22 protein-coding genes and 1 pseudogene are annotated in these 23,419 nt (G+C 60.1%); 14 read left to right on the forward strand and 9 right to left on the reverse strand.

The genetic code is table 11. The annotated features are described in order from the left end of the window. The first annotated feature begins 28 nt into the window (after positions 1-28). Complete coding sequence (locus tag LOY52_RS06930; protein WP_003222617.1) at positions 29-313, forward strand: hypothetical protein; 285 nt, start codon at positions 29-31, stop codon at positions 311-313. On the opposite strand, the gene LOY52_RS06935 is transcribed toward LOY52_RS06930, so the two are convergent. Both LOY52_RS06935 and LOY52_RS06940 read right to left on the reverse strand, forming a co-directional pair. Continuing rightward, a complete protein-coding gene (locus LOY52_RS06935) occupies positions 310-783 on the reverse strand; it encodes a cyclic nucleotide-binding domain-containing protein (RefSeq protein WP_258678885.1) in 474 nt (157 codons plus the stop codon). The genes LOY52_RS06930 and LOY52_RS06935 overlap by 4 nt on opposite strands. 192 nt (positions 784-975) lie before the next feature. Next, positions 976-3,030 carry a S9 family peptidase gene (locus LOY52_RS06940; RefSeq protein WP_258678886.1) on the reverse strand — a complete coding sequence of 685 codons (2,055 nt, stop codon included), beginning with the start codon at positions 3,028-3,030 and terminating at the stop codon, positions 976-978. Between the two features lie 236 nt (positions 3,031-3,266). Between LOY52_RS06940 and LOY52_RS06945 the strand changes: the two genes are divergently transcribed. Genes LOY52_RS06945 through LOY52_RS06955 form a run of 3 tightly spaced genes read left to right on the forward strand, consistent with a single transcriptional unit; the run spans position 3,267 to position 5,114 of the window. After that, positions 3,267-3,764, forward strand: coding sequence for a hypothetical protein (locus LOY52_RS06945; RefSeq protein ID WP_064586450.1), 498 nt, complete (start codon positions 3,267-3,269; stop codon positions 3,762-3,764). 16 nt (positions 3,765-3,780) lie between these two features. Continuing rightward, positions 3,781-4,557 (forward strand): class II glutamine amidotransferase, encoded by a 777-nt coding sequence (locus LOY52_RS06950; protein ID WP_007969599.1) that lies wholly within the window; start codon positions 3,781-3,783, stop codon positions 4,555-4,557. Positions 4,558-4,571: 14 nt separating this feature from the next. After that, the gene (locus tag LOY52_RS06955; RefSeq protein ID WP_258678887.1) at positions 4,572-5,114 is read left to right on the forward strand and encodes a DUF2937 family protein; all 543 of its coding nucleotides are present in this window, start codon (positions 4,572-4,574) and stop codon (positions 5,112-5,114) included. 152 nt (positions 5,115-5,266) lie between these two features. Here the strand turns inward: LOY52_RS06955 and LOY52_RS06960 are convergent, their stop codons facing one another. After that, complete coding sequence (locus LOY52_RS06960; RefSeq protein WP_202369410.1) at positions 5,267-6,181, reverse strand: LysR family transcriptional regulator; 915 nt, start codon at positions 6,179-6,181, stop codon at positions 5,267-5,269. Between the two features lie 158 nt (positions 6,182-6,339). Here LOY52_RS06960 and LOY52_RS06965 point away from each other — a divergent pair, with 158 nt between their 5' ends. The 4 genes from LOY52_RS06965 to LOY52_RS06980 all read left to right on the forward strand — a co-directional run bounded on the left by LOY52_RS06965 (position 6,340) and on the right by LOY52_RS06980 (position 10,057). Continuing rightward, positions 6,340-7,626 (forward strand): MFS transporter, encoded by a 1,287-nt coding sequence (locus LOY52_RS06965; RefSeq protein WP_007969604.1) that lies wholly within the window; start codon positions 6,340-6,342, stop codon positions 7,624-7,626. A gap of 63 nt (positions 7,627-7,689) precedes the next feature. Beyond that, entirely contained in the window at positions 7,690-8,442 is a 753-nt protein-coding gene (locus tag LOY52_RS06970; RefSeq protein WP_258678888.1) for a 5-oxoprolinase subunit PxpA, read from the forward strand. After that, a complete protein-coding gene (gene pxpB, locus LOY52_RS06975) occupies positions 8,439-9,143 on the forward strand; it encodes a 5-oxoprolinase subunit PxpB (RefSeq protein ID WP_258678889.1) in 705 nt (234 codons plus the stop codon). The genes LOY52_RS06970 and pxpB overlap by 4 nt, the downstream gene beginning before the upstream one ends. Then, a complete protein-coding gene (locus tag LOY52_RS06980) occupies positions 9,140-10,057 on the forward strand; it encodes a biotin-dependent carboxyltransferase family protein (protein WP_258678890.1) in 918 nt (305 codons plus the stop codon). The genes pxpB and LOY52_RS06980 overlap by 4 nt, the downstream gene beginning before the upstream one ends. An 88-nt stretch (positions 10,058-10,145) precedes the next feature. On the opposite strand, the pseudogene LOY52_RS06985 reads toward LOY52_RS06980, so the two are convergent. Together LOY52_RS06985 and LOY52_RS06990 are read right to left on the reverse strand one after the other, a co-directional pair. After that, positions 10,146-11,323: pseudogene (locus tag LOY52_RS06985) on the reverse strand (vWA domain-containing protein). A gap of 12 nt (positions 11,324-11,335) precedes the next feature. After that, positions 11,336-12,181 (reverse strand): MoxR family ATPase, encoded by an 846-nt coding sequence (locus tag LOY52_RS06990; protein ID WP_003222636.1) that lies wholly within the window; start codon positions 12,179-12,181, stop codon positions 11,336-11,338. 202 nt (positions 12,182-12,383) lie between these two features. Here LOY52_RS06990 and LOY52_RS06995 point away from each other — a divergent pair, with 202 nt between their 5' ends. Together LOY52_RS06995 and LOY52_RS07000 are read left to right on the forward strand one after the other, a co-directional pair. Beyond that, positions 12,384-12,614: a DUF4160 domain-containing protein gene (locus tag LOY52_RS06995; RefSeq protein WP_097086717.1), complete on the forward strand. Its 231-nt coding sequence runs from the start codon at positions 12,384-12,386 to the stop codon at positions 12,612-12,614. Beyond that, the gene (locus tag LOY52_RS07000; RefSeq protein ID WP_041070304.1) at positions 12,602-13,099 is read left to right on the forward strand and encodes a helix-turn-helix domain-containing protein; all 498 of its coding nucleotides are present in this window, start codon (positions 12,602-12,604) and stop codon (positions 13,097-13,099) included. The genes LOY52_RS06995 and LOY52_RS07000 overlap by 13 nt, the downstream gene beginning before the upstream one ends. Here LOY52_RS07000 and LOY52_RS07005 read toward each other — a convergent pair. After that, on the reverse strand, positions 13,096-14,172 hold the full coding sequence (locus LOY52_RS07005) for a DUF748 domain-containing protein (RefSeq protein WP_258678891.1): 1,077 nt from the start codon (positions 14,170-14,172) through the stop codon (positions 13,096-13,098). The genes LOY52_RS07000 and LOY52_RS07005 overlap by 4 nt on opposite strands. Before the next feature lie 127 nt (positions 14,173-14,299). Between LOY52_RS07005 and cysK the strand changes: the two genes are divergently transcribed. After that, positions 14,300-15,274 (forward strand): cysteine synthase A, encoded by a 975-nt coding sequence (gene cysK / locus LOY52_RS07010; RefSeq protein ID WP_041070300.1) that lies wholly within the window; start codon positions 14,300-14,302, stop codon positions 15,272-15,274. 184 nt (positions 15,275-15,458) lie between these two features. Then, the gene (locus LOY52_RS07015; protein ID WP_007969614.1) at positions 15,459-16,397 is read left to right on the forward strand and encodes an aspartyl/asparaginyl beta-hydroxylase domain-containing protein; all 939 of its coding nucleotides are present in this window, start codon (positions 15,459-15,461) and stop codon (positions 16,395-16,397) included. 260 nt (positions 16,398-16,657) lie between these two features. Here the strand turns inward: LOY52_RS07015 and LOY52_RS07020 are convergent, their stop codons facing one another. Next, on the reverse strand, positions 16,658-17,182 hold the full coding sequence (locus LOY52_RS07020; RefSeq protein WP_309474939.1) for a hypothetical protein: 525 nt from the start codon (positions 17,180-17,182) through the stop codon (positions 16,658-16,660). A 472-nt stretch (positions 17,183-17,654) separates the two neighbouring features. Between LOY52_RS07020 and LOY52_RS07025 the strand changes: the two genes are divergently transcribed. Further along, positions 17,655-18,518 (forward strand): DMT family transporter, encoded by an 864-nt coding sequence (locus LOY52_RS07025; protein WP_258678893.1) that lies wholly within the window; start codon positions 17,655-17,657, stop codon positions 18,516-18,518. A 130-nt stretch (positions 18,519-18,648) separates the two neighbouring features. Here the strand turns inward: LOY52_RS07025 and LOY52_RS07030 are convergent, their stop codons facing one another. Together LOY52_RS07030 and LOY52_RS07035 are read right to left on the reverse strand one after the other, a co-directional pair. Next, positions 18,649-19,557, reverse strand: coding sequence for a DMT family transporter (locus LOY52_RS07030; protein WP_115988002.1), 909 nt, complete (start codon positions 19,555-19,557; stop codon positions 18,649-18,651). An 85-nt stretch (positions 19,558-19,642) separates the two neighbouring features. Next, on the reverse strand, positions 19,643-21,268 hold the full coding sequence (locus tag LOY52_RS07035) for a methyl-accepting chemotaxis protein (protein WP_258678894.1): 1,626 nt from the start codon (positions 21,266-21,268) through the stop codon (positions 19,643-19,645). Positions 21,269-21,677: 409 nt separating this feature from the next. Between LOY52_RS07035 and aceK the strand changes: the two genes are divergently transcribed. After that, positions 21,678-23,399, forward strand: a complete 1,722-nt coding sequence (aceK, locus tag LOY52_RS07040; protein WP_095138571.1) for a bifunctional isocitrate dehydrogenase kinase/phosphatase — start codon at positions 21,678-21,680, stop codon at positions 23,397-23,399. The last annotated feature ends 20 nt before the right edge of the window (positions 23,400-23,419 follow it).

The raw sequence follows: 23,419 nt of genomic DNA on the forward strand, positions 1-23,419 counted from the left end.
GCAGACTAAAGGCCAAACGGAGCCCTTGATGAAGCGCACCATTCTAACGGTCATTGCCCTGGCCGCGCTCTCGATTACTGCAGTGCAGGCGCAGCAGACCATTCCGGTCAGCCCGACGCCGCAACCCGGCTCGCCGGGAACCGCCACGCCGACCCCGTATCCGCAAATCACCCCGATCAGCGCACCGAAGGCCGGTGCCGGCAGTGGCAGCCCGCCGCTGGTGCCGATCGAAATGCCCAGCCCGCCGAGCAAGGATCAACCGGTGCCGGGCATCGAGCCGAGCGGCACCAAGGTCAAATCCCCCGGCGGTTAAACCTGTTGCGCCGCCAGTTGGCCGTCGGCCATGCGCAGACGTTTGGAGAGGGACACGGCGAGGGCACGGATGATTTTCGCGGCGATCTTCGGCGTGTCGTTGAGCATTTTTTCCAGCGAGTCCTTGCCCAGGTTGAGCAGTTGGCAGTTGCTCGCCGCGATGCAGGTCGCCGAGCGGCGCTCACCATCGAGCACGGCCATTTCGCCAAACGCCCGCCCGCTGCGCAGGGTGGCCATGGTGATGACCTGGCCGTCGGGGCCCGTCTTCTGTACGGCGACCTGACCGGTGTGGAGGATGCACATGAAACTGCCGGCATCGCCCTCACGGAAAATTGCTTCGCCCTCAGCCACGGTGCTGATGCTGAAGTAGCCCGAGGCCGCGGCGAAGTCCGCCAGTTGCAATTGATCGAACAGGCCACAATCCATCAGCCAGTCGCGAATTTCGTTGTTCAGCAGGGTGGGTTCTGACATGTCATTGCGGTCTTTTTGTTTTCACATTTTCAAGGCACTACACGGTCCCCTGTAGGAGCTGCCGAAGGCTGCGATCTTTTGATTTTGAAAGACAAGATCAAAAGATCGCAGCCTGCGGCAGCTCCTACAGGGATCTGTGGTGTATCGGCCCTTTGGGTCTGGAGTTAAGACCCAAGTGACCGACGGAGTTCCTCAGGCCAGGCCCAAAACCTTGAACACAAATGCATATTCGAGCGCTACGTCACGTAATCCCTGATAACGCCCGCTCATTCCGCCATGCCCGGCACCGAGTTCGGTCTTGAGCAGCAGCAGGTTGTCGTCGGTCTTGGTCGCGCGCAGTTTCGCCACCCATTTGGCCGCTTCCCAGTACTGCACGCGACTGTCGTTGTAGCCGGCGATCACCAGGGTTGCCGGATAATCCTGCGCGGTGACGTTTTCGTACGGTGCGTAGGCCTTGATCCGCTCGTAGACGTCCGGCTCTTCGGGGTTGCCCCACTCGTCGTACTCGGTGACGGTCAGCGGCAAGTCCGGATCGAGCATGGTGTTGAGTACGTCGACGAACGGCACTTCGGCAATCGCCACGCCGAACAGATCCGGACGCTGGTTCAGCACCGCACCAATCAACAAGCCGCCAGCGCTGCCGCCGCTGATTGCCAGTTTCTCGGCGGTGGTGATGCCGTTGAGGATCAGGAATTCGGCGCAGGCAATGAAGTCGCTGAAGGTGTTGTGCTTGTGTTCCTGCTTGCCGGCGCGATACCACGCCTCGCCCAGCTCACCGCCGCCACGCACGTGGGCGATGGCGAAGGCCATGCCGCGATCCAGCAGGCTCAGGCGTGCGTGGGAGAACCACGGGTCGAGGCTGGAGCCGTAGGCGCCATAACCGTACAGATACAGCGGCACCGGTTTGCCGACCATTTCGCGTTTCATCACCAGACTGATCGGCACCTGCGTACCGTCCGGCGCGGTGGCCCACAGGCGCTGACTGACGTAGGCGTCGGCATCGAACGGGCCGAGCACCGGGGTTTCCTTCAGGACGGTTTGCTCGCCGCTGGCCAGCAGCAATTGGCGCACCTGCGCCGGACGGTTCAACGCCTCGTAACGCAGACGAATGCGGTCGCTCTCGAACTCCAGACTGTTCTGCACGTAGAGGCTGTAAGCCGCGTCCGGCAATTGCACGCGATACGGCGTCTGGCCTTGCGGGTGAACTTCGATGATCGGCAAACCGCCTTCGCGCAGGCTCAGGGTCATGGCCGCGGTGTTCAGCGTCACGCCGTCAAGCATCACCGTGTCGCTGTGCGGGATCAGGTTCTGCCAGTCGGCTTCGCTCGGTACCACACCGGTGTCCGGCGCCTGATACAGGGCGAAATTGATGCCGTCACGGTTGGTGCGGAAGAACCAGGTCCACACGCCATCCAGCGCGCCGTGGTCGACATCGTATTCGTGATCCTCGACCCGTGGCGCCAGGCAAGTGAAGGGCAGGTGCGGCTGATGCGCGTCCAGCGCCCAGACTTCGCTGGTGGTTTTGCTGCCCAGGGTCAGCAGCAATTGCTGCTCGGAACTGGAGCGGTAGCAATGCAGGAAGAAGCGTCCGTCCGGCTCGTGGAATACCTCTTCGGCAGCGGTGCCATCGAGGCGATAGCGAAACAGCTTGTGCGGGCGGTGAGTGTCGTCGAGCACGCCGAAGAACAGCGTCAGGCTGTCGTTGGCCCAGGTCATGCTGCCGTCGCAGTCCTGAAATTCCAGTTCGCTGACCTTGTCATTGGCCAGTTCCTTGACGAACAGCGTGTAGATCTCGTCGCCCGAGGCGTCGACGCTGTAGGCTAGACGCTGGTGGTCCGGGCTGATGCTGAACGCGCCGAGCGAGAAGAAACCGCCATTGGCCAGCACGTTCGGGTCGAGCAGCAGTTGCTCGCGGCTTTCGTCGAGGGTCAGGCTGTCGTCGGCCGGACGCGGGCAACGGTAATGGCGGGCGTATTCGTCACCCGCCGTGGTGCGCGTGTAATACAGGTACGGGCCCCAGGGCGAGGGCAGGGACAGGTCGGTTTCGAGGATCCGGCCCTTGATCTCTTCGAACAGGCTCTCGCGCAGGACGGCCTGATCGGCGGTCTGTGCTTCCTGATAGGCGTTTTCGGCCTTGAGGTAGTCGAGCACCGCGTCGGTGTCGCGTTCCTGCAGCCAGGCATACGGGTCAGCACCGGCAGCCTTGCGGGCGATCGGGGCGCGGATGACGTGGGCGGATTCGGGCATGGAAGGCTCTCGGACAGTATTCGGAATAATGGTGTTCGCGGTTGTTGAAACCGCCTCAGCCCCTGTGGGAGCGAGCCTGCTCGCGAAAGCGTTCTGTCAGATGACATTTGTTTCACTGACCCGGCGCTTTCGCGAGCAGGCTCACTCCCACAGGGTATGCTGCGGGCCGTCTGGCATTGGGACAAGCCTGACGGGCGAAAAGTCGTTACTATAAGCGCCTCTTTGCCTGCCTTGCCATGGACACCATGACCGAGAACGACTATCTGATCGCCTGGGGCCTCTACGCCTTTGCCGCTGTGGGCTGCCTGTTGGTATGGATGCGCCTGACCCGCTGGATGTGGCGCTGGCTGCGCGAGCCGCTGCGGGTGCTGATGGCAGTGTTGCTGTTCAGCCCGACCATCATTGACCCGGTGAAAGCCAAGGTCGCGCCGTCGATCGCCATCACCGCGCTGGATCTGGCCTTCAAGGTCGGCAACAACGCCTGGCGGGCGATTTCCGATCTGTTCATGTACGGCATGATTGCGTTCGGCATCTACCTGATTTTCGTGCTGATCCGCTTCCCGATCGAACGCGCCTCGCGCGCCCGACGCGAGCAGGCCGAGGCCGCCAAAGCGGCGGCGCGTGCCGATGATCGCGACGACGATCAGCCGTTCGGCGCTGCCGGTGATGACCGCTACGGTCGCCCGCCGGTGCCGAACAATCCGCAGCGCATGCGCGTCGAGCCGCGTCTGTAACCACGAGAGTCAGCACATGTGTGAACTACTGGGCATGAGTGCCAACGTGCCGACAGATATCGTGTTCAGCTTCACCGGCCTGATGCAGCGCGGCGGGCGTACCGGCCCGCACCGCGACGGTTGGGGCATCGCCTTCTATGAAGGTCGTGGCTTGCGCCTGTTTCAGGATCCGGCCGCGAGCAGTGAGTCGGAAGTCGCCAACCTGGTCCAGCGCTATCCGATCAAGAGCGAGGTGGTCATCGGCCATATTCGCCAGGCCAATGTCGGCAAGGTCTGCCTGTCCAACACCCACCCGTTCGTCCGCGAACTGTGGGGGCGCAACTGGTGTTTTGCGCACAACGGCCAGCTCGCCGATTTCACCCCGATCAAGAGTTTCTACCGCCCGGTGGGCGATACCGACAGCGAAGCGGCGTTCTGCGATCTGCTCAACCGCGTGCGTGCAGCCTTCCCCGAACCGGTCGATATAGAAGTGCTGCTGCCGGATCTGGTCGCCGCGTGTGCCGAATACCGCAGCAAAGGCGTGTTCAACTGCCTGCTCAGCGACGGCGACTGGCTGTTCTGCTATTGCTCGACCAAACTGGCACAGATCACCCGGCGCGCACCGTTCGGCCCGGCGCGGCTCAAGGATGTCGATGTGATCGTCGATTTCCAGGCGGAAACCACGCCCAACGACGTAGTCACGGTGATCGCTACCGAGCCTTTGACCGAAAACGAAACCTGGACCCGTTACCAACCGGGCCAATGGAGCCTGTGGCGACGCGGCGAATGCGTCAGCCAGGGCACGACCGAATAAAGGATCTCTCCTCGATGTTGCTCAGTTATCTACGGCTGGTGTTGTTTGCGGCGGGCCTGTTGATCGGTGTCCAGGTGCCGGGTTTCATCAACGATTACGCCAAACGCGTCGAAGCCCATCTGATCGAAGCGCAGACCGCTCTGCGCGGATTTCAGGGCACCGCCGAGCAGTTCTTCAAGGGCGACTTGCAAGCGCTGGTCGCGCATTACCGCGCCAGTGACGACCCGGTATTTCGCAGCGATGCCGACAGCCTGAGCACCTTGCTCAACCGCCAGGTTGCGCTGGATAAACAGTTCCAGGCGATGCAGGGCCCGTGGTACATCCGCTTCCTGCAAGTGGTGCTGGCCGCCGACCCGGACATTCGCAAGGAAACCTGGAACGGCTACAGCTACCAGATCCTGCTGACCCCGGAAGCGATGATCTGGGGCATGAGCGGCGCGTTGCTGCTGTCGTTCGGCATCGAGTGCCTGATTCGTCTGATTGACTGGGTGGTGCTCGGCGGCCGGCGCTTGCGCCAGAGCCGGCCGATTGAAGACCGCGACGTGCGCGGGTTGTAAGTCTGGCCAAATACTTGTGGCGAGGGAGCTTGCTCCCGCCCGGCTGCGCAGCAGTCGTAAACCTTTGAACTCAATTGTCCTGAATGATTGGTATGTCTGGTTTTGGGCCTGCTTCGCAGTCCAGCGGGAGCAAGCTCCCTCGCCACAGGGTGTCAGGAACTCAAGGTGATGTACTTTTCACCGACCTTGCGCGCATACCCCTCCAGCACCTGCTGACACAACGTCACCATCTCCTCGACCCACTCAACGCCAACCCGCCACGACACCACCACCTGCAGATTCGGCGGTCGCTGGTCGATGTCGAGCAAGGTCAGTTCACCCCGCGCCAGTTCCTCGGCCACCAGCACCGGCGGCAGCACGCCAATACCAAAGCCATCGCGCAACAACCGGGTAATCGCCGACACCGAATTCACGCAGTTCAGGCGCGGCGCCAACACACCGTTGGCCTGCATCAATGCCAGCAGATCCTGATGCGGTCGGGAGTTTTTCGAGTAGGTGATGATTCGTTCCTGCGCCAGTTCGCCGAGGTCGGCGTACTCGCGGTTGTAGATCGAATTGCTCGCAACGATCCAGCCCAGCGGATGGCTGGCCAGCTCGAGGCTGCGCACGCTTTCGTGGCGCACCAGATCGGTTTGCAGAACGATGTCGAGAAAGCCTTTTTGCAGCTGATCGCAGAGATTCAGCGAGGTATCCGCCACCAGCTCGATTTCTACCCGTGGATACAGATCGGTCATCTGCGCCACCAAGGGGCTGAGCCAGGTGTGGATCACCGTGTCCATCACGCCGATGCGCACCCGTCCGACCTTGCTCGAACGGGTCTCGATCGATTGCTTGAGCGCCGACATCGTATCGAGCATCTGCTCGGCATAGTCCAGCACTTTCAGGCCTTCGGGTGTCAGGCTGACACCGCGTGAATCGCGCAGAAACAGCTTCACCCCCAGCTCGCCTTCGAGCACCGCGATGCGGCTGGAAATCGACGCCTGAGTGGTGAACAGCTTGTCGGCGGTCAGGCGAAAACTCTTCAGCCGGGCGACCCAGACAAAGGTCTCGAGAAACTTCAGGTTCATGGCAACGGCTCGGGTGACAAATTTTTCTTATGCCTAAGGCGGGTTTTTATTCGTTGGACGCAGCAGGGCCGGGCGACGAAAAATCGGCGCATCCGGTTCCCACGATAGGCGTCGTCGGAACTTCGAACAAGACCAATAAAAGCCTGCGGAGACTTGCCATGCGTGCGCCCGACACCCTCGACCTCCCCAAGAGCACGGCCCGCCCCGGCCCGTTCGACTGGTATCGCAACATCAATCAGCAAGAGCGTCGCACCTTCTGGAGCTGCAAGATCGGCTATGGCCTGGATGGCATGGACACGCAGATGCTCAGCTTCGTGGTACCGACCCTGATCGCCATGTGGGGCATCACCACCGGACAGGCCGGGCTGATTCACACCAGCACCCTGATCGCTTCGGCCATTGGTGGCTGGGTGGCGGGGATTCTCTCCGACCGCATCGGCCGCGTGCGCACTCTGCAACTGACGGTGCTGTGGTTCGCCTTCTTCACGTTCCTCTGCGGTTTTGCGCAGAACTACGAACAGCTGCTGATCGCCCGTACCCTGATGGGCTTCGGTTTCGGCGGCGAGTGGACTGCCGGCGCGGTGCTGATCGGTGAAGTGATCCGCGCCAAGGATCGCGGCAAAGCGGTGGGCATGGTGCAGAGCGGTTGGGCCTTGGGCTGGGGGCTGACGGCGATTCTCTATGCGCTGCTGTTCTCGGTGTTGCCGCCGGAGGATGCCTGGCGTGCGCTGTTCATTCTCGGCATCGTCCCGGCAATTTTCGTGATCTTCGTGCGGCGGCTGGTGAAAGACCCGGAGATCTATCGCGAAGCCAAGGCGGCGCAAACTCCGCAGAATCCGGCGAAGTTCTACGAGATCTTCGCCCCGGGCATGCTGTTCACCACGTTCCGTGCGTCACTACTGACTACCGGTGCGCTCGGCGGTTACTACGCGATCACCTCGTGGCTGCCGACCTTCCTGAAGAACGAGCGCGGCTTGAGTGTGCTCGGCACTGGCGGGTATCTGGCGATGGTGATCGTCGGGTCCTACGTCGGCTATGTGATCAGCGCCTATCTGACCGATCTGCTGGGACGGAAAAAGAACTTCATTCTGTTCGCGGTCGGTTCGTTCACCATCGTTCTGCTGTACACGCAGATGCCGGTGAGCAACGGCGTGATGCTGTGGCTGGGCTTTCCGCTGGGCTTCTTTGCCTCGGGGATTTTCAGCGGCATGGGCGCGTTTCTCACCGAGCTGTTTCCGACGCGGATTCGCGGCTCGGGGCAGGGCTTCTGCTACAACATCGGTCGGGCGCTGGCGGCATTGTTTCCGCTGTTGATTGGCCTGCTCAGCCAGAAAGTCCCGTTGAGCGTGGGTATCGGTGCGTTTGCTGCGGTGTCCTACGGCGTGGTGATTCTTGCGGCGTTGAGCCTGCCGGAGACCCGTGGCAAGCAACTGGATGCACAGTAACTGATAACCTGCCGGGCAAGCGTCCTACAGATAAAAAGACAAGAAGCTACAGGAGTGTTCACCGTGAGCCGCCTGCTATTGAATTGCGACATCGGCGAGAGTTTCGGCAGCTGGACCATGGGTCTGGACGCCGAGGTCATGCCCTTCATCGACTGCGCCAACGTTGCCTGCGGGTTCCACGCCGGCGACCCAAGCATCATGCGCAAGACCGTCAGCCTGGCCCTGAGCCACGGCGTGCAGATCGGCGCGCACCCGGCCTATCAGGATCTGGTCGGTTTCGGCCGGCGCTCCATGGCCTATTCCGTCGAGGAACTGCAAGACATCCTGCATTACCAGATCGGCGCGCTCGACGGCATTTGCCGCGCGCAGGGTGGGCGAGTCAGCTACGTCAAACCCCACGGCGCGATGTACAACGACATGATGGCCAACCCGGCACAGTTGCGGGCGGTGATTCAGGCCGTGGCGGCTTACGATCGCAGCTTGCCGTTGATGCTGATGGCCACCCGCGACAATTCGGCGGCGCAGCAGCTCGGTGACGAATACGGCGTGACCCTGTGGTTCGAAGCCTTCGCTGATCGTGCCTACGACAGCGCAGGGCGACTGGTTTCGCGGCAACTGCCGGGTGCGGTGCATCACGAGCCAGAAAAAATCATCGAACAGGCCCTGACCATCGCCCGTGGCGGTGACCTCGTCGCCAGTGACGGCAGCGCGCTGCACCTGCAGGCCAACACCTTGTGCGTGCATGGCGACAACGCCAGTTCGGTGGCCGCCGTGCAGCGCATTCGCGAGGCCCTGAATCAGCAGAGCGCGCCATGAACCCAAGGATTGAAGTGGTGGCCCTGGACTGCCTGATGCTGCGCCTGTTCGATGAAATCGCCGAAACCAACATGCAGTGGATGCTCGCCGCCAGTGAGCGCTTACGCGCGGTGTTTGGCGCGCAGTTGATCGACCTGGTGCCGTCCTACACCACGCTGATGGTGCATTACGACCTGACATTATTGAATCCGGGCCAGGCCCGTGAATTGATCACTGAAGCGTTGATCGACCTGTCGCCGAATGCGCGCACCAGCGGCCAGTGCCATGTGTTGCCGGTCTGGTACGACTTGAGAGTCGGCCCTGAACTGAGCCTGCTGGCGCAGCGCAGCGGGTTGGCGGTGGAGGAGGTGATCCGCCGTCACAGCGCTCGCGAATATCAGGTATTCGCCCTCGGCTTCGCGCCGGGATTTGCCTTCATGGGGCTGGTGGAGGAGGTACTGGCAGCGCCCCGTCTGGACACCCCACGCAAGAAAGTCGCGGCTGGCAGCGTCGGTATCGCCGAGCGGCAGACCGCCGCTTATCCGGTGGTGTCCCCCGGCGGCTGGAATCTGATCGGTCGCACCCCGGCGAAACTGTTCGACCGTCATCGCGACGGCTATAGCCTGATGCAGCCCGGCGACACCGTGCGTTTCGAAGCGGTGAGCCACGCCGAGTTCGTCAACTTGGGCGGCGATGACACGCCACTGGAGGCGCTGGCATGAGCCGACTGACGATTGAAGCCAGTACGCCACTGTGTTTGCTGCAAGACGCCGGGCGTTTTGGCGTGCGCCATTTGGGCGTGACCCAGGGCGGTGCCGCAGATTGGAGTTCGATGAGTTGGGGCAATTGGTTGCTCGGCAATGCGCTGGATCTGCCGGTGATCGAAATCACCCTCGGCGGGTTTGCCGTGGTGGCGCAGGAAGATTGCCTGCTGGCGCTGGCCGGGGCGGATCTTGGTGCGCAGATCGATGGGCAGGCGCTGGCGCCGTGGCGCAGTTTCAAACTGGGCAAGGGCCAGACATTGAGGTTCACACAACCGTTGCTCGGTGCCCGGGCTTACCTGGCGGCGCCCGGTGGTTTCGACGCGCCGCAGGTGCTGGGCAGCAGTGCCACGGTGGTGCGTGAAGAACTCGGTGGATTGGATGGTATGGGGTTACCGCTGACCAAGGGCGCGACATTGAGTTATCGCGGTGCGGTTCTGCAGGTGCGTGAAGTGCCGCTGGCGCATCGACCTGATCTGCGCCTCAATGCGCCGCTGGATCTGGTGCTCGGTGCACAGATCGGTCAGTTCAGCGGGCAGAGTCTGTTCGATGTGTTCAACAGTCCATGGACGCTGGACAGTCGCGCTGACCGCATGGGCATTCGACTGTTGGGCAAGGCGTTGCAGTATCAGGGCCGGCCGATGATTTCCGAGGGCATTCCGCTGGGCGCGGTGCAGGTGCCGCCGGACGGGCAGCCGATCGTGTTACTCAATGATCGGCAGACCATTGGCGGCTATCCACGGTTGGGCGCGTTGACGCCGTTGGCGTTGGCGCGGCTGGCGCAGTGTCTGCCGGGGGCGCAGGTGCAGTTAAGGCCGGTGGTGCAGGAGGTGGCGCACCGGGAGCATGTCGAGTATTTGCAGCGCTTTGATTGAAGAGCAAAAGATCGCAGCCTGCGGCAGCTCCTACATGGAAACGCGAAATTTTCTGTAGGAGCTGCCGAAGGCTGCGATCTTTGGCTTTTTATTTGGACAAAAACCGCATCCCTTCTTCCAACCCGCGCAGGGTCAGCGGATACATCTGATCTTCGATCAAATCACGCACGATATTGGTCGACGAGGTATAGCCCCAGGTGTCCTTCGGATACGGATTGATCCAGATGAGCTTCTTGTACTTCTCCATGAAGCGCTGCATCCACAGGTAGCCCGGCTCTTCGTTCCAGTGCTCGACGCTGCCGCCGGCCTGGGTGATTTCGTAGGGCGCCATGGCGGCGTCGCCGATGAAGATCACTTTGTAGTCGGCACCGTACTTGTGCAGCAAATCCTGCGTCGAGAAGCGCTCGGACGTGCGGCGCATGTTGTTCTTCCACACCGACTCATAAATGAAGTTGTGGAAGTAGAAGTACTCCAGATGCTTGAACTCGGTTTTGCAGGCCGAGAACAGTTCCTCGCAGATTTTCACGTGCGCATCCATCGAGCCGCCGATGTCGAACAGCAGCAACAACTTCACCGTGTTGCGCCGTTCCGGGCGCATCTGGATATTCAGCAGGCCAGCGTCCTTGGCGGTGTGGTCGATGGTGCCGTCGATATCCAGCTCTTCCGCCGCACCCTGCCGGGCGAATTTACGCAGACGCCGCAAAGCAACCTTGATGTTGCGCGTGCCCAGCTCCACCGAATCGTCGAGGTTCTTGTACTCGCGCTGATCCCAGACCTTGACCGCTTTGCCCTGACGCTTGCCGGCGTCGCCGACGCGGATGCCTTCCGGGTTGAACCCCCGGAGCCGAACGGGCTGGTGCCGCCGGTGCCGATCCATTTGTTGCCGCCGGCGTGGCGTTCCTTCTGTTCTTCCAGACGTTTCTTGAATTCTTCGATCAGTTTGTCCAGGCCGCCGAGGGACTGGATCTGCGCGCGTTCCTCGTCGGTCAGCGAACGCTCGAATTCCTTGCGCAACCAATCTTCGGGAATCAGCGCCTGCAAGTGATCGTCGAGTTTTTCCAGTCCGTTGAAGTAGGCGCCAAACGCGCGGTCGAACTTGTCGAAATGCCGTTCGTCCTTGACCAGAATCGCCCGCGACAAGTAGTAGAACTCGTCCATGTCGGCAAAGGTCACGCGCTGCTTCAGCGCGTTGATCAGGTCGAGCAGCTCGCGCACCGACACCGGCACCTTGGCGGCACGCATTTCATTGAACAGGTTGAGCAACATGGCATCAGCCTCTTAGCGAGAACCGCGACGGCTCATGAACGCCAGGCGCTCAAGCAACTGCACGTCCTGCTCGTTCTTCACCAACGCACCGGCCAGCGGCGGAATGGCCTTGGTCGGATCGCGCTCGCGCAACACCGCTTCGCCGATGTTGTCGGCCATCAGCAGCTTCAGCCAGTCGACCAGTTCCGAGGTCGACGGCTTCTTCTTCAGGCCCGGCACCTTGCGCACGTCGAAGAACACGTCCAGCGCTTCGCTGACCAGGTCCTTCTTGATGTCCGGGTAGTGCACGTCGACGATTTTCTGCAGGGTGCTGCGATCCGGGAAGGCGATGTAGTGGAAGAAGCAGCGGCGCAGGAAGGCGTCCGGCAGCTCTTTCTCGTTGTTCGAGGTAATGATGATGATCGGACGTTTCTTGGCCTTGATGGTCTCGTCGATCTCGTAAACGTAGAACTCCATCTTGTCGAGTTCTTGCAGCAAGTCGTTGGGGAACTCGATGTCGGCCTTGTCGATTTCGTCGATCAGCAGAATCACCCGCTCCTCTGACTCGAATGCCTCCCAGAGCTTGCCCTTCTTCAGGTAGTTGCGCACGTCGTGGACTTTTTCGTTGCCCAGTTGCGAGTCGCGCAGACGGCTGACCGCATCGTACTCGTACAGGCCCTGATGGGCCTTGGTGGTGGACTTGATGTGCCAGGTGATCAGCTTGGCGCCGAACGATTCGGCCAGTTGCTCGGCGAGCATGGTCTTGCCGGTGCCGGGTTCGCCCTTGACCAGCAGTGGCCGCTCCAGGGTGATGGCGGCATTGACCGCCAGCTTCAGGTCATCGGTGGCGACGTAGGCCTGGGTGCCTTCGAACTTCATCTGCTAATCCTCGAACGGTAACGCCGACCTGCGCGAGCAGGGCGGGGGCGAAAAAATCGGATGCCCCGACTATAACGCGCAGCCCGGTCGACTGTGAACGCAGACGGCTTATTCAGTCTCTGAATGGAGCGTCACATGTTGACTCGGTTTCGGCCAGAGGCCAGTATTCAGGTATCGCCGATTTGGCGATAGCCTGTCGGGCATGACGACTAAATACCGATTTCGCGACAAATACCGCATTCAGTTACGTGAGAAGGATCACCCGCCACCCCATGTCCACTTGATCGGTGGCGGAGTGGACGTGATGCTGAGCCTTGAAACCGTCGAAGTCATGACGGGCAAGGCACCGCCGCTGATTATCAAGGAAGCGCTGGCTTGGGTTGCGGCTCATCAAGTGCAACTGCTGGAGGACTGGAAACGATGTTACCCATGAAAAGGCCTCGTCTGACGGCTGTGCAGGCACTGTCAGGTTTTCGATTGAAACTGACCTTTATTGATGGTCAGGATCTGACCCTTGACCTGAGCCGAGACATCCACGCTTATCCAGGTCTGCAACCATTGCTTGATCCCGAAGTGTTTGCGGCTGCGACCCTTGACGACAATGGCTGGACGGTCGAATGGCTTGAGCCCGATATACAGATTGGCGCAGACACGCTTTATATGGATGCGCTGGCCCAAAACACTGTCGATGAAAACACTCGGATTTTCATCGATTGGCGTGCACGTACCGGACTCTCACTGAATCAGGCAGCCGAGGCGCTGGGTGTCAGTGCCCGCAGCATCAGCCGATACAGTAATGGGCGGGAGGCGGTGCCAAGGTCATTAGCCTTGGCTTGTCTTGGTTGGGACTCATTGCAGCAAAAGTCCACGCTGGCGGCTGAAGAATCTGGTCGATATGTCGTTAATCGTAAGAATTAGCCCGCATCCGGCTTCGGCCGCTCATACCGCGCATTGAAAGCCTGAATGAAGCCATTGCGCAAAATCTGCAAAAACGCTTCGAACGCGCTGATGTTTTGCTGATGCACGTTGCCACTGAGTTCGACCTTGGTGGCGAACTGATTTTTGGCCTGGTTCTTCAGCACGGTTTCCGTGCCGCCGACGATGGCCTCCCAGACGGAGCGAAAGATGCTCTTGTCCTTGTTCTCCACGTCCTGCTGCCAGTTGAACACTTCGACGTCGCGCAGCAGCGGTTTGATGTAGCCGCTGACTTGGGCTTTTTTCGCCTGGGCTTCGATCACTACGTCACCATGCCCGGCGTTGAAGTCGAACTTGCCATAGGCCGAGGCGAAGTCGTTCATGCTCTTGAGTTCGATGTCGCGGGCACGCAGGCGGAACTGGAAGTCCTCGAAATTGCTCAGAGGATCGAAAGTGGCCGTGGTTTCCAGGGGGGCGTGGCCGAGCAGCTTGGCCTTGCCTTCGAAGCGGGCATCGCGCTTGCCCTGTTTGTCGACCACGTTGGTCAGGTTGTAGATGCTCGCCTCGACGTTGCTGGCGTTCATATTGACCGGCGGTTTGGAGTTGAAATTGCGGAAAGTGATCTTGCCGTCGTGGATCTGCACCTCGTCGAGAGTGATCGGCAGCAACTTGCCCAGTTGCGCCCGCCAGTCGGTGCCTTTACCGGTCTGCGAGTTCTGCTTGTTGGGGCCGCCATCGACGAAGTTGATCTCGGGATTGAAGAACTGCACCTGTGCCACCACCGCATGGTCGTACCACAGCGAGTGCCAGCTGACCGCCAGATCGATCACGGGCGCGTTGACGAACGGCACCGGTACCTTGCCGTCGACCTTGACGATTTTCAGGCCATTGATCCGGTAGGCACCACGCCACAGGGCCAGATCGACGTCGGTGACCTGGCCGCGGTAATCACCCATGTCGGCCAGTTTGCCGTTCAGATAATCGCGCACCACGTAGGGCAGGGCGATGTGCAGGGCGATCAGCAGCACAACGACGACGGCAACAATCCCTATTGGCCAGCTATAACGACGCTTCATGGCAACAATTCCCTAACGATGTAAGCGATTGACTGTGGCGCGGCGCAGACGTTCGACCCGACTGGACTGCGCCCGGCAACAGGCATACCTTGAAAGGCTGAATTCAACGCTGCATAAGGACCCAGCCATGAGCCGTATTTTCGCTGACAATGCCCATTCCATCGGCAACACGCCGCTGGTGCAGATCAACCGCATCGCGCCGCGTGGCGTGACCATTCTGGCCAAGATCGAGGGGCGCAACCCCGGTTATTCGGTCAAGTGCCGGATCGGCGCGAACATGATCTGGGACGCCGAAAGCAGCGGCAAACTCAAGCCGGGCATGACCATCGTCGAACCGACGTCGGGCAATACCGGCATCGGTCTGGCCTTCGTTGCCGCCGCCCGTGGCTACAAATTGATGCTGACCATGCCGGCGTCGATGAGTATCGAGCGGCGCAAGGTGCTCAAGGCCCTCGGCGCAGAACTGGTCTTGACGGAACCGGCCAAGGGCATGAAAGGCGCGATCGAGAAGGCTGCCGAAATTGTTGCCAGCGACACCGGCAAATACTTCATGCCGTCGCAGTTCGATAACCCGGCCAACCCGGCGATCCACGAAAAAACCACCGGCCCGGAAATCTGGAACGACACCGATGGCGCCGTCGATGTGCTGGTGGCTGGCGTCGGGACCGGCGGAACCATCACCGGCGTTTCGCGGTATATCAAGAATACCCAGGGCAAACCGATTCTGTCGGTGGCAGTGGAGCCGGTGTCTTCGCCGGTCATCAGCCAGGCGCTGGCGGGTGAAGAGATCAAGCCGAGCCCACACAAGATTCAAGGGATTGGCGCCGGTTTCGTGCCGAAGAACCTCGATCTGTCGATGGTCGACCGGGTTGAACAAGTCACCGACGACGAATCCAAGGCCATGGCGCTGCGTCTGATGCAGGAAGAAGGGATTTTGTGCGGTATCTCTTGCGGCGCGGCTATGGCCGTGGCAGTGCGTTTAGCCGAGAAGCCGGAAATGCAGGGCAAGACCATCGTGGTGATTCTGCCGGACTCCGGTGAGCGCTATTTGTCGAGCATGTTGTTCAGTGATCTGTTCACCGAGCAGGAGAATCAGCAGTAGTCGAATTGACTCAGATCAGCCGGGGTTCAGGATCGTTATGCTAATAAATGCTTTGTTGCGCAATTCTTAACACTGAATCTTGGGTTCAGCGGGTTTTTCCCGAGGCCGGTAGTGTTTATCATGGCCGGCTGCCATGCCGGCTAAAGGGCATTGCGCAGCGTTGTCTTTATTCAAGGAGTCGTTGATGACCTTTTCGTTAGCCGCCAAGGTGTTGGTGTTGCTGCTGTTTGTGGGCAGCATCCTCTATGTGCATTTGCGCGGCAAGGCGCGTCTGCCGGTACTGCGTCAGTTCGTCAACCACTCGGCGCTGTTCGCCCCGTACAACGCGCTGATGTACCTGTTCTCCGGCGTTCCGTCCAAGCCGTATCTGGATCGCAGCAAGTTTCCGGAACTGGATGTGCTGCGCGATAACTGGGAAACCATTCGCGACGAGGCCATGCACCTGTTCGACGAGGGCTACATCCGCGCCGCCGAGAAGAACAATGACGCCGGTTTCGGCTCGTTCTTCAAGAAAGGCTGGAAACGTTTCTACCTCAAGTGGTACGACAAACCGCTGCCGTCGGCCGAAACCCTGTGCCCGAAGACCGTGGCGCTGGTCAGTGCGATCCCTAACGTCAAAGGCGCGATGTTCGCGCTATTGCCGGGTGGCAGCCATCTGAACCCGCACCGTGACCCGTTTGCCGGCTCGCTGCGTTATCACTTGGGCCTGTCGACACCGAACTCCGACGATTGCCGGATCTTCGTTGATGGTCAGGTCTACGCCTGGCGCGACGGTGAAGACGTGATGTTCGACGAGACCTACGTGCACTGGGTCAAGAACGAAACCGAACAAACCCGCGTCATCCTGTTCTGCGATGTCGAACGCCCGCTGAGCAACCGCCTGATGACCCGTATCAACCGCGCCATCAGCGCCTGGCTGGGACGCGCCACCGCCCCGCAGAACCTTGATGACGAACGTGTCGGCGGCATCAACCAGGCCTACGCCTGGAGCAAGAACTTCAGCGACCGGTTCAGCGGCGTGGTCAAACAGTGGAAGCGCCGCAATCCCAAGGCCTACCGCATCCTGCGTCCGATTCTGGCGGTGTTGGTGCTGACGTTGCTGGGGTATTGGCTGTTTGGTTGAAGCCGGATGTTGAAATAAAAAAACCGCTCCTGGTGAGCGGTTTTTTGTTTGTCGATAAGTCTAAAGTCGGCCAGCGGCGAGTACATTTGGCTCTTCGCTTTCAGTGCCCGTTATCAGTAACTGCAGCAGACGCCTCTGACTCGCAGTAAGCATTATCTCGCCGGATTTTTTGCCGAGAGGAAGTATGTCTTTTCTGGAGGAAGGCTTTTTTGTTGATTTGCTCATTTCTCCACCAGTGTTGATCGTTAATTGAACAGTTTTCACCATACTAGGTTATCCAGGGTTTTGACAAGGCGGCCATCAGCGTCGAAGCCGAAGCCAAGCTCTTGATAGTGGGAAATCGCGCCCTTTAAAGGTTCTTGGATCTCGAGAACCTTGCTACCAATGAGTTGGGCGTATTGTTCAATCACAATCATCGCCAGTGCCCCAATACGTCTTTTCAACGGATGGGATTCGTAGGGGCGCCCCTCCAGACGCACAATTCGTATTCTGTTTTTGCTGGCATTCGGATTTGCGAAACACAGCCCGCAAAGTTCCTCTTCAAACCAGATAGCGATGTCCAGAGATAAGGGCTCTCGACCTTTCCATTCAATGACCTCATTCCAGCAAAAGTGCTGGTCTCTCCAGAGAGTTGATGCCTGTAGTGCTTGTTGGTCGATAGGTTCGAAACGTACTTTCGACAAATCGATGGCAGTCGGACCATGGTGTTCCAACTGAAGTTGTAGTTGAAGGATAACGATAGCAGCCTGCTTCCTAGCCTCTGACCGATACAACTGATACCGCAAATTCGTCCGTTCCCTTGGCATGTGATCCCGAGCATTCCCTGTCTCCCCATCAATGGGCGTAGCCGTTGCTCATCAGCCTATGCGCCCGCCATCGAGCTGTCCCTGCTGGCCCTTTGTCCAAATCGTTGCAATCCATGTCCCGCGCTGGTTATAGTCGGCGCTCGTGAACCCAGTGATTCACTTTTTAAACCCTTCAAAAAAGATCAGCCCCAATGCCTGTATCCCTCAGCAAAGCGGTAGTCGATTCAGCGGTCAACGCTGGCGTCGTGCCGTGCGGGAATCAGCAGCCAGGGCAGATCAGTCATTACCCTCCACCTGTCAGTAGCACGCCGGTGTGCGCCGTCGTATCACCGCCGGGCGTTGGCGTTTCGGGCTGATCGGCATTCTCTGCCGACCCCTGCGCCCGCCAGAAAAACCTACTGAATTTCAGCCTCGGCTGAGTTGGCTATTTGCCTGACTACAGGTGGTATTCATGTTTGTCCTTTCGAAAAAATCCGTGCTCGCGGCGACGTCCACGAGCCTGTTCGTTCTGCTGTGGAGCAGCGGGGCGATCTTCTCCAAATGGGGGCTGGCCCACGCTTCGCCGTTTGCCTTTTTGCTGATGCGCTTTGTGATCGCGCTGTGCGGGCTGCTGCTGTTGACGCCGCTGCTCAAGTTGAAGCTGCCCAAGGGCGGTCGGCCGATGCTGTTTGCGATTGCAACGGGCGTGGTGCTGTTGGGGGCGTATCAGATTTTCTATCTGCTGGCCCTGAATACCAAAGTCACGCCGGGGGTGATGGCGACCATCATGGGCGTACAGCCGATCCTCACCGTGGTGTTGATGGAGCGCCAGCGCTCGGCGAGCCGGATGTTCGGTCTGGCGCTGGGGCTGGCCGGGCTTATCATGGTGGTTTACCAGGGGATCGGACTGGCAGGGATGTCCTGGGCAGGGATGCTGTTCGGTCTGTTGGCGCTGGCGAGCATGACGGTTGGCTCGATCATGCAGAAGCGCATCACCGACAATCCCCTCGGCACATTGCCGGTGCAGTATCTGGCTGGACTGTTGTTGTGCGGGATATTTGTGCCATTTCAGCCGTTCCACTTTGAACAGAGCACAGGTTTTATCGTGCCGGTGTTGTGGATGGGACTGGTGGTGTCGGTACTGGCGACGCTGTTGCTCTATCGCCTGATCGCCCGGGGCAATCTGGTGAATGTCACCAGTCTGTTCTATCTGGTGCCGGCGGTGACGGCGGTGATGGATTACCTGATTTTCGGCAATCGTCTGGCGGCGTTGAGTGTGCTGGGGATGCTGTTGATCATTGTTGGGCTGGCGTTTGTGTTCCGTAAATCCAGCTGATCTGTAAACCGATGGCGGCTGTTCGGCCGCCATCGCGAGCAGGCTCGCTCCCACAGGGATTTATGCTGTTGCCCAGATCCAGTGTGGGAGCGGGCTTGCTCGCGAAGGCTGACTTGTTAACGCCGCAAAATCAGCGGACTGTTGCGGCAGCGGGCTTCACCACCGCCGGCTTCAACACCAGCCACAACGCCAGCGCAATCAACACGCCGCCATACAGGTGCGCCATCGACAGCGGTTCATCCAGCAACAATGCGCCCCACAACACGCCGAACGCCGGAATCATGAAGGTCACGGTCATCGATTTGACCGGGCCGATGGAGCTGAGCAGGCGGAAATAGATGATGTAGGCGAACGCCGTGCAGCCCAGACCCAGGCCCAGCAGCGACAGCCAGACATTCCACCCACCCCAGCTTGCCGGAGGGGCGGTGATCACGCTGTAGCCGAACAGTGGCAACAGAAACAGCGAGGCGCCGAGCATGCTGCCCACGGCCGAGAGACGACTGTCGAGCCCGCCGCTGTGATCCAGCCAGCGCCGCGTGAGGAACCCGGCGAAGCCGTAGCAAGTGGTAGCGAGCAGGCAGGCGAGGGCGCCCATCAGCAATTGCAGATCGAAAGCCACAGGACCTGCGCGCGTCAGCACGCCGACACCGAACAGGCCGAGAAACACACCCGTCAGCTTCGCAACAGTGAGTTTTTCGCTGAAAAACAGCCCGCCAATCAATACGCCCATCAACGGTGTGGTGGCGTTGAAGATCGCCGAGTAACCGGCCGGCAACACTTGCGCCGCCACCGAATACAGCGTCGCCGGAATCCCGGAGTTGATCACCCCCAGCAACATCACGGTTTTCAGTTTGCCCTTGAAATCCCAACTGATGCGCATCAGCCCGAGAATCACCAGCAAGCCCACGGCCGCAATCGACACCCGAAAGAACGCGGTCGGAATCGTGCCGATCACCGGCGCAATGATGCGCATGAACAGGAAGCTCGCGCCCCAGATGGCTGCCAGTGACAGCATGCGGAAAATATCGACAGCGCTCACGATGGCACTCCTTCCTTGATCGGGACGAGAGTGTTGCTGAGCGCCCTGTCGATGGCAACCGTCAATCGGGCATTTAATTTTTCATTCAGAGCACGAAGCGCGTGACCAGGCCGTTGAGGTCGATCGCCAGCCGTGACAGTTCCTGACTGGCAGCGGACGTTTGGGTAGCGCCGGCGGCAGTCTGGGTCGAGAGGTCACGAATGGTCACCAGATTCTGATCAACCTCGCGCGCCACCAGCGCTTGCTGCTCGGCCGCGCTAGCGATCACCAGGTTGCGCTGGTTGATCTGCGCAATCGACGCGGTGATTTTCTCCAGCGCCTGACCGGCACTGTTGGCCCGGCGCAACGTGTGGCTGGCCTGCTCGGCACTGTTTTGCAACGCGCCGACAGTGGCACCGGTGCCTTGCTGGATGCTGCTGATCATCAGCTCGATTTCTTCGGTGGAGTTCTGCGTGCGTTGCGCCAGGGAGCGCACTTCATCGGCGACCACCGCAAAGCCGCGTCCGGCCTCACCGGCGCGCGCCGCTTCGATGGCGGCGTTGAGCGCCAGCAGGTTGGTTTGCCCGGCGATGCCGCGAATCACCTCCAGCACCTTGCTGATGTCCTGAGCCTGAGTGGCGAGGCCTTCGGCCTGTTCCGACGCACCCAGCACCGCGCTGACCAGTTCCTGAATCGAGCTGATGGTCTCGCTGACCTGCACATGCCCGTGTTTGCTGTCCTCGTTCGAGGCCTCGGAGGCCTCGGCGCTGGACACCGCGTTGGCCGCAACTTCATCCACCGCGGTGCTCATCTCGGTGACGGCGGTGGCGGCCTGGTCGATCTGATCGTTCTGCTGTTGCAGGCCACGGGTGCTTTGCTCCATCACCGAGCTCATTTCTTCGGCGGCGGAGGCCAGTTGCTGCGCCGATTCGCTGATGCCACGGATGGTCGAGCGCAGGTTGTTCTGCATCTCGGCGAGGGCGCTGAGCAACTGCGCCGCCTCATCGCGACCATGATCGGCAATCTGGCCGCTGAGGTCGCCGGCGGCAATTTTTTGCGCGACGGACAGGGCCTGATTGATCGGTGCGGTGATGCTGCGGGTCAGCAGCCAGGCCAGCAGCAGGGTAGCGATCAGGGCGACAACGATGATCGTCGCGACAATCCACAGCGCCTGCTGATAAACCCCGGCAGCAGCTTCGGCGGCGCTGTCGGCGCCTTGCTGGTTGAAGCTGATCATCTGCTCCAGCGCCTTGTCGAGGATCCTGCCCTGTGGCGCCAGTTCATTGTTCAAGCGGGCATAGGCCTGTTCACCTTGCCCGGCGTCGATCTGAGCGATGATCTGGTCCAGGATGCTCATGTACTTGGCGACGTCGCTATTCAAACCGTCGAGCATCGCCCGTTCCGCATCGCTGGCCAGCAGAGCGGTGTGGTCCTTCAGGCGCTTGGACAATTCTTCGCGCTGCACCTTGATGAGGCCTTTGCTTGTGTCGCGTACCGCCGGCTGGGTGCTGGTGATCAGGCGCAGGGATTCGAGGCGGATGTTGGCGATGTTCGCCGCCGCATCGTGAATGCTCTCGATGCTGGGCATCCACGATTCCTCGATCACCGTTGCGCTCTCACGCAGATTTTTCATCTGGCCCAGGCCGAACAGACCGACCACCACCAGCAGGGCGGCCAATACGGCAAAACTCAAACTGGCGCGCAAACCGATGCGCAGATTGCGGATAGACATCAATGTGCTCCTTGATCTATGAGGAAGAGGTCGTCCTCGTGGGCCGAGGATCTTGTTGTGAGGCGGGTACTGGCGGGCTGTATATCAAAGTGCCACTATTTTGGTAAGACCAATCTGTGGGCAGTTCTTCTATTGGATCGACAGGGGGGATCACAGCGGTAAAACCGCGAGCCAGAGCGGCGGGTCGGTTATTGGATCCGAACCCCAGGGAATTCGCGGGCTGGCGCGAGGAGGCCGATGAGACTGAGAGGGCGGATAATTGACCGAACGGTCGACTCAAAAAACTTTGCTAAAAACTGTGTCGCTGTACAACCCTGCCGCGCTTTTGGCAGAAATTGCACTTCTCCTGCGCATGCATCCGTGGCTAAGCTCAGGCACAGATTTCCACTTGCACGCCGAGGTCTCCTCTATGCCGCAGCAATGGCCAGCCACCGACATCGCCCGCATGATCCTCGATGGCTTTGACGATTACCGCGAGCATTTCCGGCGGATCACCGACGGTGCGCGCGAGCGCTTCGAGCAGGCGCGCTGGCAGGAGACGCAGACCGCGTCGGCGGCGCGGATCAATCTCTACGAAGAAAAGGTCGGCGAAACCATCGCCCGCCTGCGCGAGCATTTCGACGACGAGACGCTGATGAATGTCGGCAGCTGGCCGTTGGTGAAAAGCGCCTACATCAGCGTCATTGATCTGCGCTTCGACGATGAACTGTCCGAGACCTGGTACAACTCGATTTTCTGCGGGCTGTTCAGTCACGACCTGATCAGCGACGGCTGCATGTTCATCCACACCACCCGGCCAAGCCTGCGCCGCGCCCGGGCTGCGCAAACCCGCACCTACAAGCCGCAAGGGCAGTTGTCATCGATGCTCGCCAGCATCTTTGCCGACTATCGCTTCAGCGAGGACTACGCCGATTTGCCGGGCGACCTGCAGCGCCTCGAGTCGCAACTGCGCGAGAACCTGCCGGACTGGGTGTGCAAGGACCCGGAGCTGAGCGTCGAGTTGTTTTCCTCGGTGCTGTACCGCAACAAGGGCGCGTATCTGGTCGGGCGCATCTATACCCGCGACGAGCAGTGGCCGCTGGTGATTCCATTGCTGCACCGCGAGGGCCGCGGGATTCAGATCGACGCGCTGATCACCGACGAAGCTGATGTGTCGATCATCTTCTCCTTCACCCGTTCGTATTTCATGGTCGATGTGCCGGTGCCGGCGGAGTTCATCGGCTTCCTGCGGCGCATCCTGCCGGGTAAACACATCGCCGAGCTGTACACCTCGATCGGTTTCTACAAGCACGGAAAATCCGAGTTTTACCGGGCATTGATCAATCATCTGGCCAACACCGACGACCAGTTCATCATGGCCCCCGGCGTGCGCGGCATGGTCATGAGTGTGTTTACCCTGCCGGGCTTCAACACCGTGTTCAAGATCATCAAGGATCGTTTCTCACCGTCGAAAAACGTCGACCGGGCGACGGTGATCGAAAAATACCGTCTGGTGAAAAGCGTCGACCGGGTCGGGCGCATGGCCGATACCCAGGAGTTCGCCGATTTTCGTTTTCCGCTGAGCAAGTTCGATCCGGCGTGTCTGGAAGAGCTGCTCGAGGTCGCGCCGTCGACGGTCTCGGTCGAGGGCGACACGGTGCTGATCCGCCACTGCTGGACCGAGCGCCGGATGACCCCGCTCAACCTCTACCTGGAAAACGCCAATGAAGCGCAGGTGCGCGAGGCACTGGAGGATTACGGCCTGGCGATCAAACAACTGGCGGCGGCCAACATCTTTCCCGGCGACATGTTGCTGAAAAACTTCGGCGTCACTCGCCACGGGCGCGTGGTGTTCTACGACTACGACGAGATCTGTTTTCTGACCGAAGCCAACTTCCGCCACATCCCCGCGCCGCGTACCCCCGAGGACGAAATGGCCTCCGAGCCGTGGTACTCGATCGGGCCGCTGGACGTATTCCCGGAAGAGTTTCCGCCGTTCCTGTTCGCCGATGCCGGGCAGCGCAAATTGTTCGATCAACTGCATGGCGAGTTGTATAACGCCGATTACTGGAAGGGTTTGCAGGAGGCGATTCGCGCCGGCAAAGTCATCGATGTCTTCCCCTACCGCCGTAAAGGCCTCGACAACGAATAACTCCCCCCTGTAGGAGCTGC

It is taken from the genome of Pseudomonas sp. B21-051, assembly GCF_024748795.1.
Taxonomy (GTDB): domain Bacteria; phylum Pseudomonadota; class Gammaproteobacteria; order Pseudomonadales; family Pseudomonadaceae; genus Aquipseudomonas; species Aquipseudomonas putida_A.

Coding starts and splice junctions, on each gene's coding strand:
- LOY52_RS06930 (WP_003222617.1), top strand. CDS start 29: ATGAAGCGCACCATTCTAACGGTCATTGCCCTGGCCGCGCTCTCGATT.
- LOY52_RS06935 (WP_258678885.1), bottom strand. CDS start 783: ATGTCAGAACCCACCCTGCTGAACAACGAAATTCGCGACTGGCTGATG.
- LOY52_RS06940 (WP_258678886.1), bottom strand. CDS start 3,030: ATGCCCGAATCCGCCCACGTCATCCGCGCCCCGATCGCCCGCAAGGCT.
- LOY52_RS06945 (WP_064586450.1), top strand. CDS start 3,267: ATGGACACCATGACCGAGAACGACTATCTGATCGCCTGGGGCCTCTAC.
- LOY52_RS06950 (WP_007969599.1), top strand. CDS start 3,781: ATGTGTGAACTACTGGGCATGAGTGCCAACGTGCCGACAGATATCGTG.
- LOY52_RS06955 (WP_258678887.1), top strand. CDS start 4,572: ATGTTGCTCAGTTATCTACGGCTGGTGTTGTTTGCGGCGGGCCTGTTG.
- LOY52_RS06960 (WP_202369410.1), bottom strand. CDS start 6,181: ATGAACCTGAAGTTTCTCGAGACCTTTGTCTGGGTCGCCCGGCTGAAG.
- LOY52_RS06965 (WP_007969604.1), top strand. CDS start 6,340: ATGCGTGCGCCCGACACCCTCGACCTCCCCAAGAGCACGGCCCGCCCC.
- pxpB (WP_258678889.1), top strand. CDS start 8,439: ATGAACCCAAGGATTGAAGTGGTGGCCCTGGACTGCCTGATGCTGCGC.
- LOY52_RS06980 (WP_258678890.1), top strand. CDS start 9,140: ATGAGCCGACTGACGATTGAAGCCAGTACGCCACTGTGTTTGCTGCAA.
- LOY52_RS06990 (WP_003222636.1), bottom strand. CDS start 12,181: ATGAAGTTCGAAGGCACCCAGGCCTACGTCGCCACCGATGACCTGAAG.
- LOY52_RS06995 (WP_097086717.1), top strand. CDS start 12,384: ATGACGACTAAATACCGATTTCGCGACAAATACCGCATTCAGTTACGT.
- LOY52_RS07000 (WP_041070304.1), top strand. CDS start 12,602: ATGTTACCCATGAAAAGGCCTCGTCTGACGGCTGTGCAGGCACTGTCA.
- LOY52_RS07005 (WP_258678891.1), bottom strand. CDS start 14,172: ATGAAGCGTCGTTATAGCTGGCCAATAGGGATTGTTGCCGTCGTCGTT.
- cysK (WP_041070300.1), top strand. CDS start 14,300: ATGAGCCGTATTTTCGCTGACAATGCCCATTCCATCGGCAACACGCCG.
- LOY52_RS07015 (WP_007969614.1), top strand. CDS start 15,459: ATGACCTTTTCGTTAGCCGCCAAGGTGTTGGTGTTGCTGCTGTTTGTG.
- LOY52_RS07025 (WP_258678893.1), top strand. CDS start 17,655: ATGTTTGTCCTTTCGAAAAAATCCGTGCTCGCGGCGACGTCCACGAGC.
- LOY52_RS07035 (WP_258678894.1), bottom strand. CDS start 21,268: ATGTCTATCCGCAATCTGCGCATCGGTTTGCGCGCCAGTTTGAGTTTT.
- aceK (WP_095138571.1), top strand. CDS start 21,678: ATGCCGCAGCAATGGCCAGCCACCGACATCGCCCGCATGATCCTCGAT.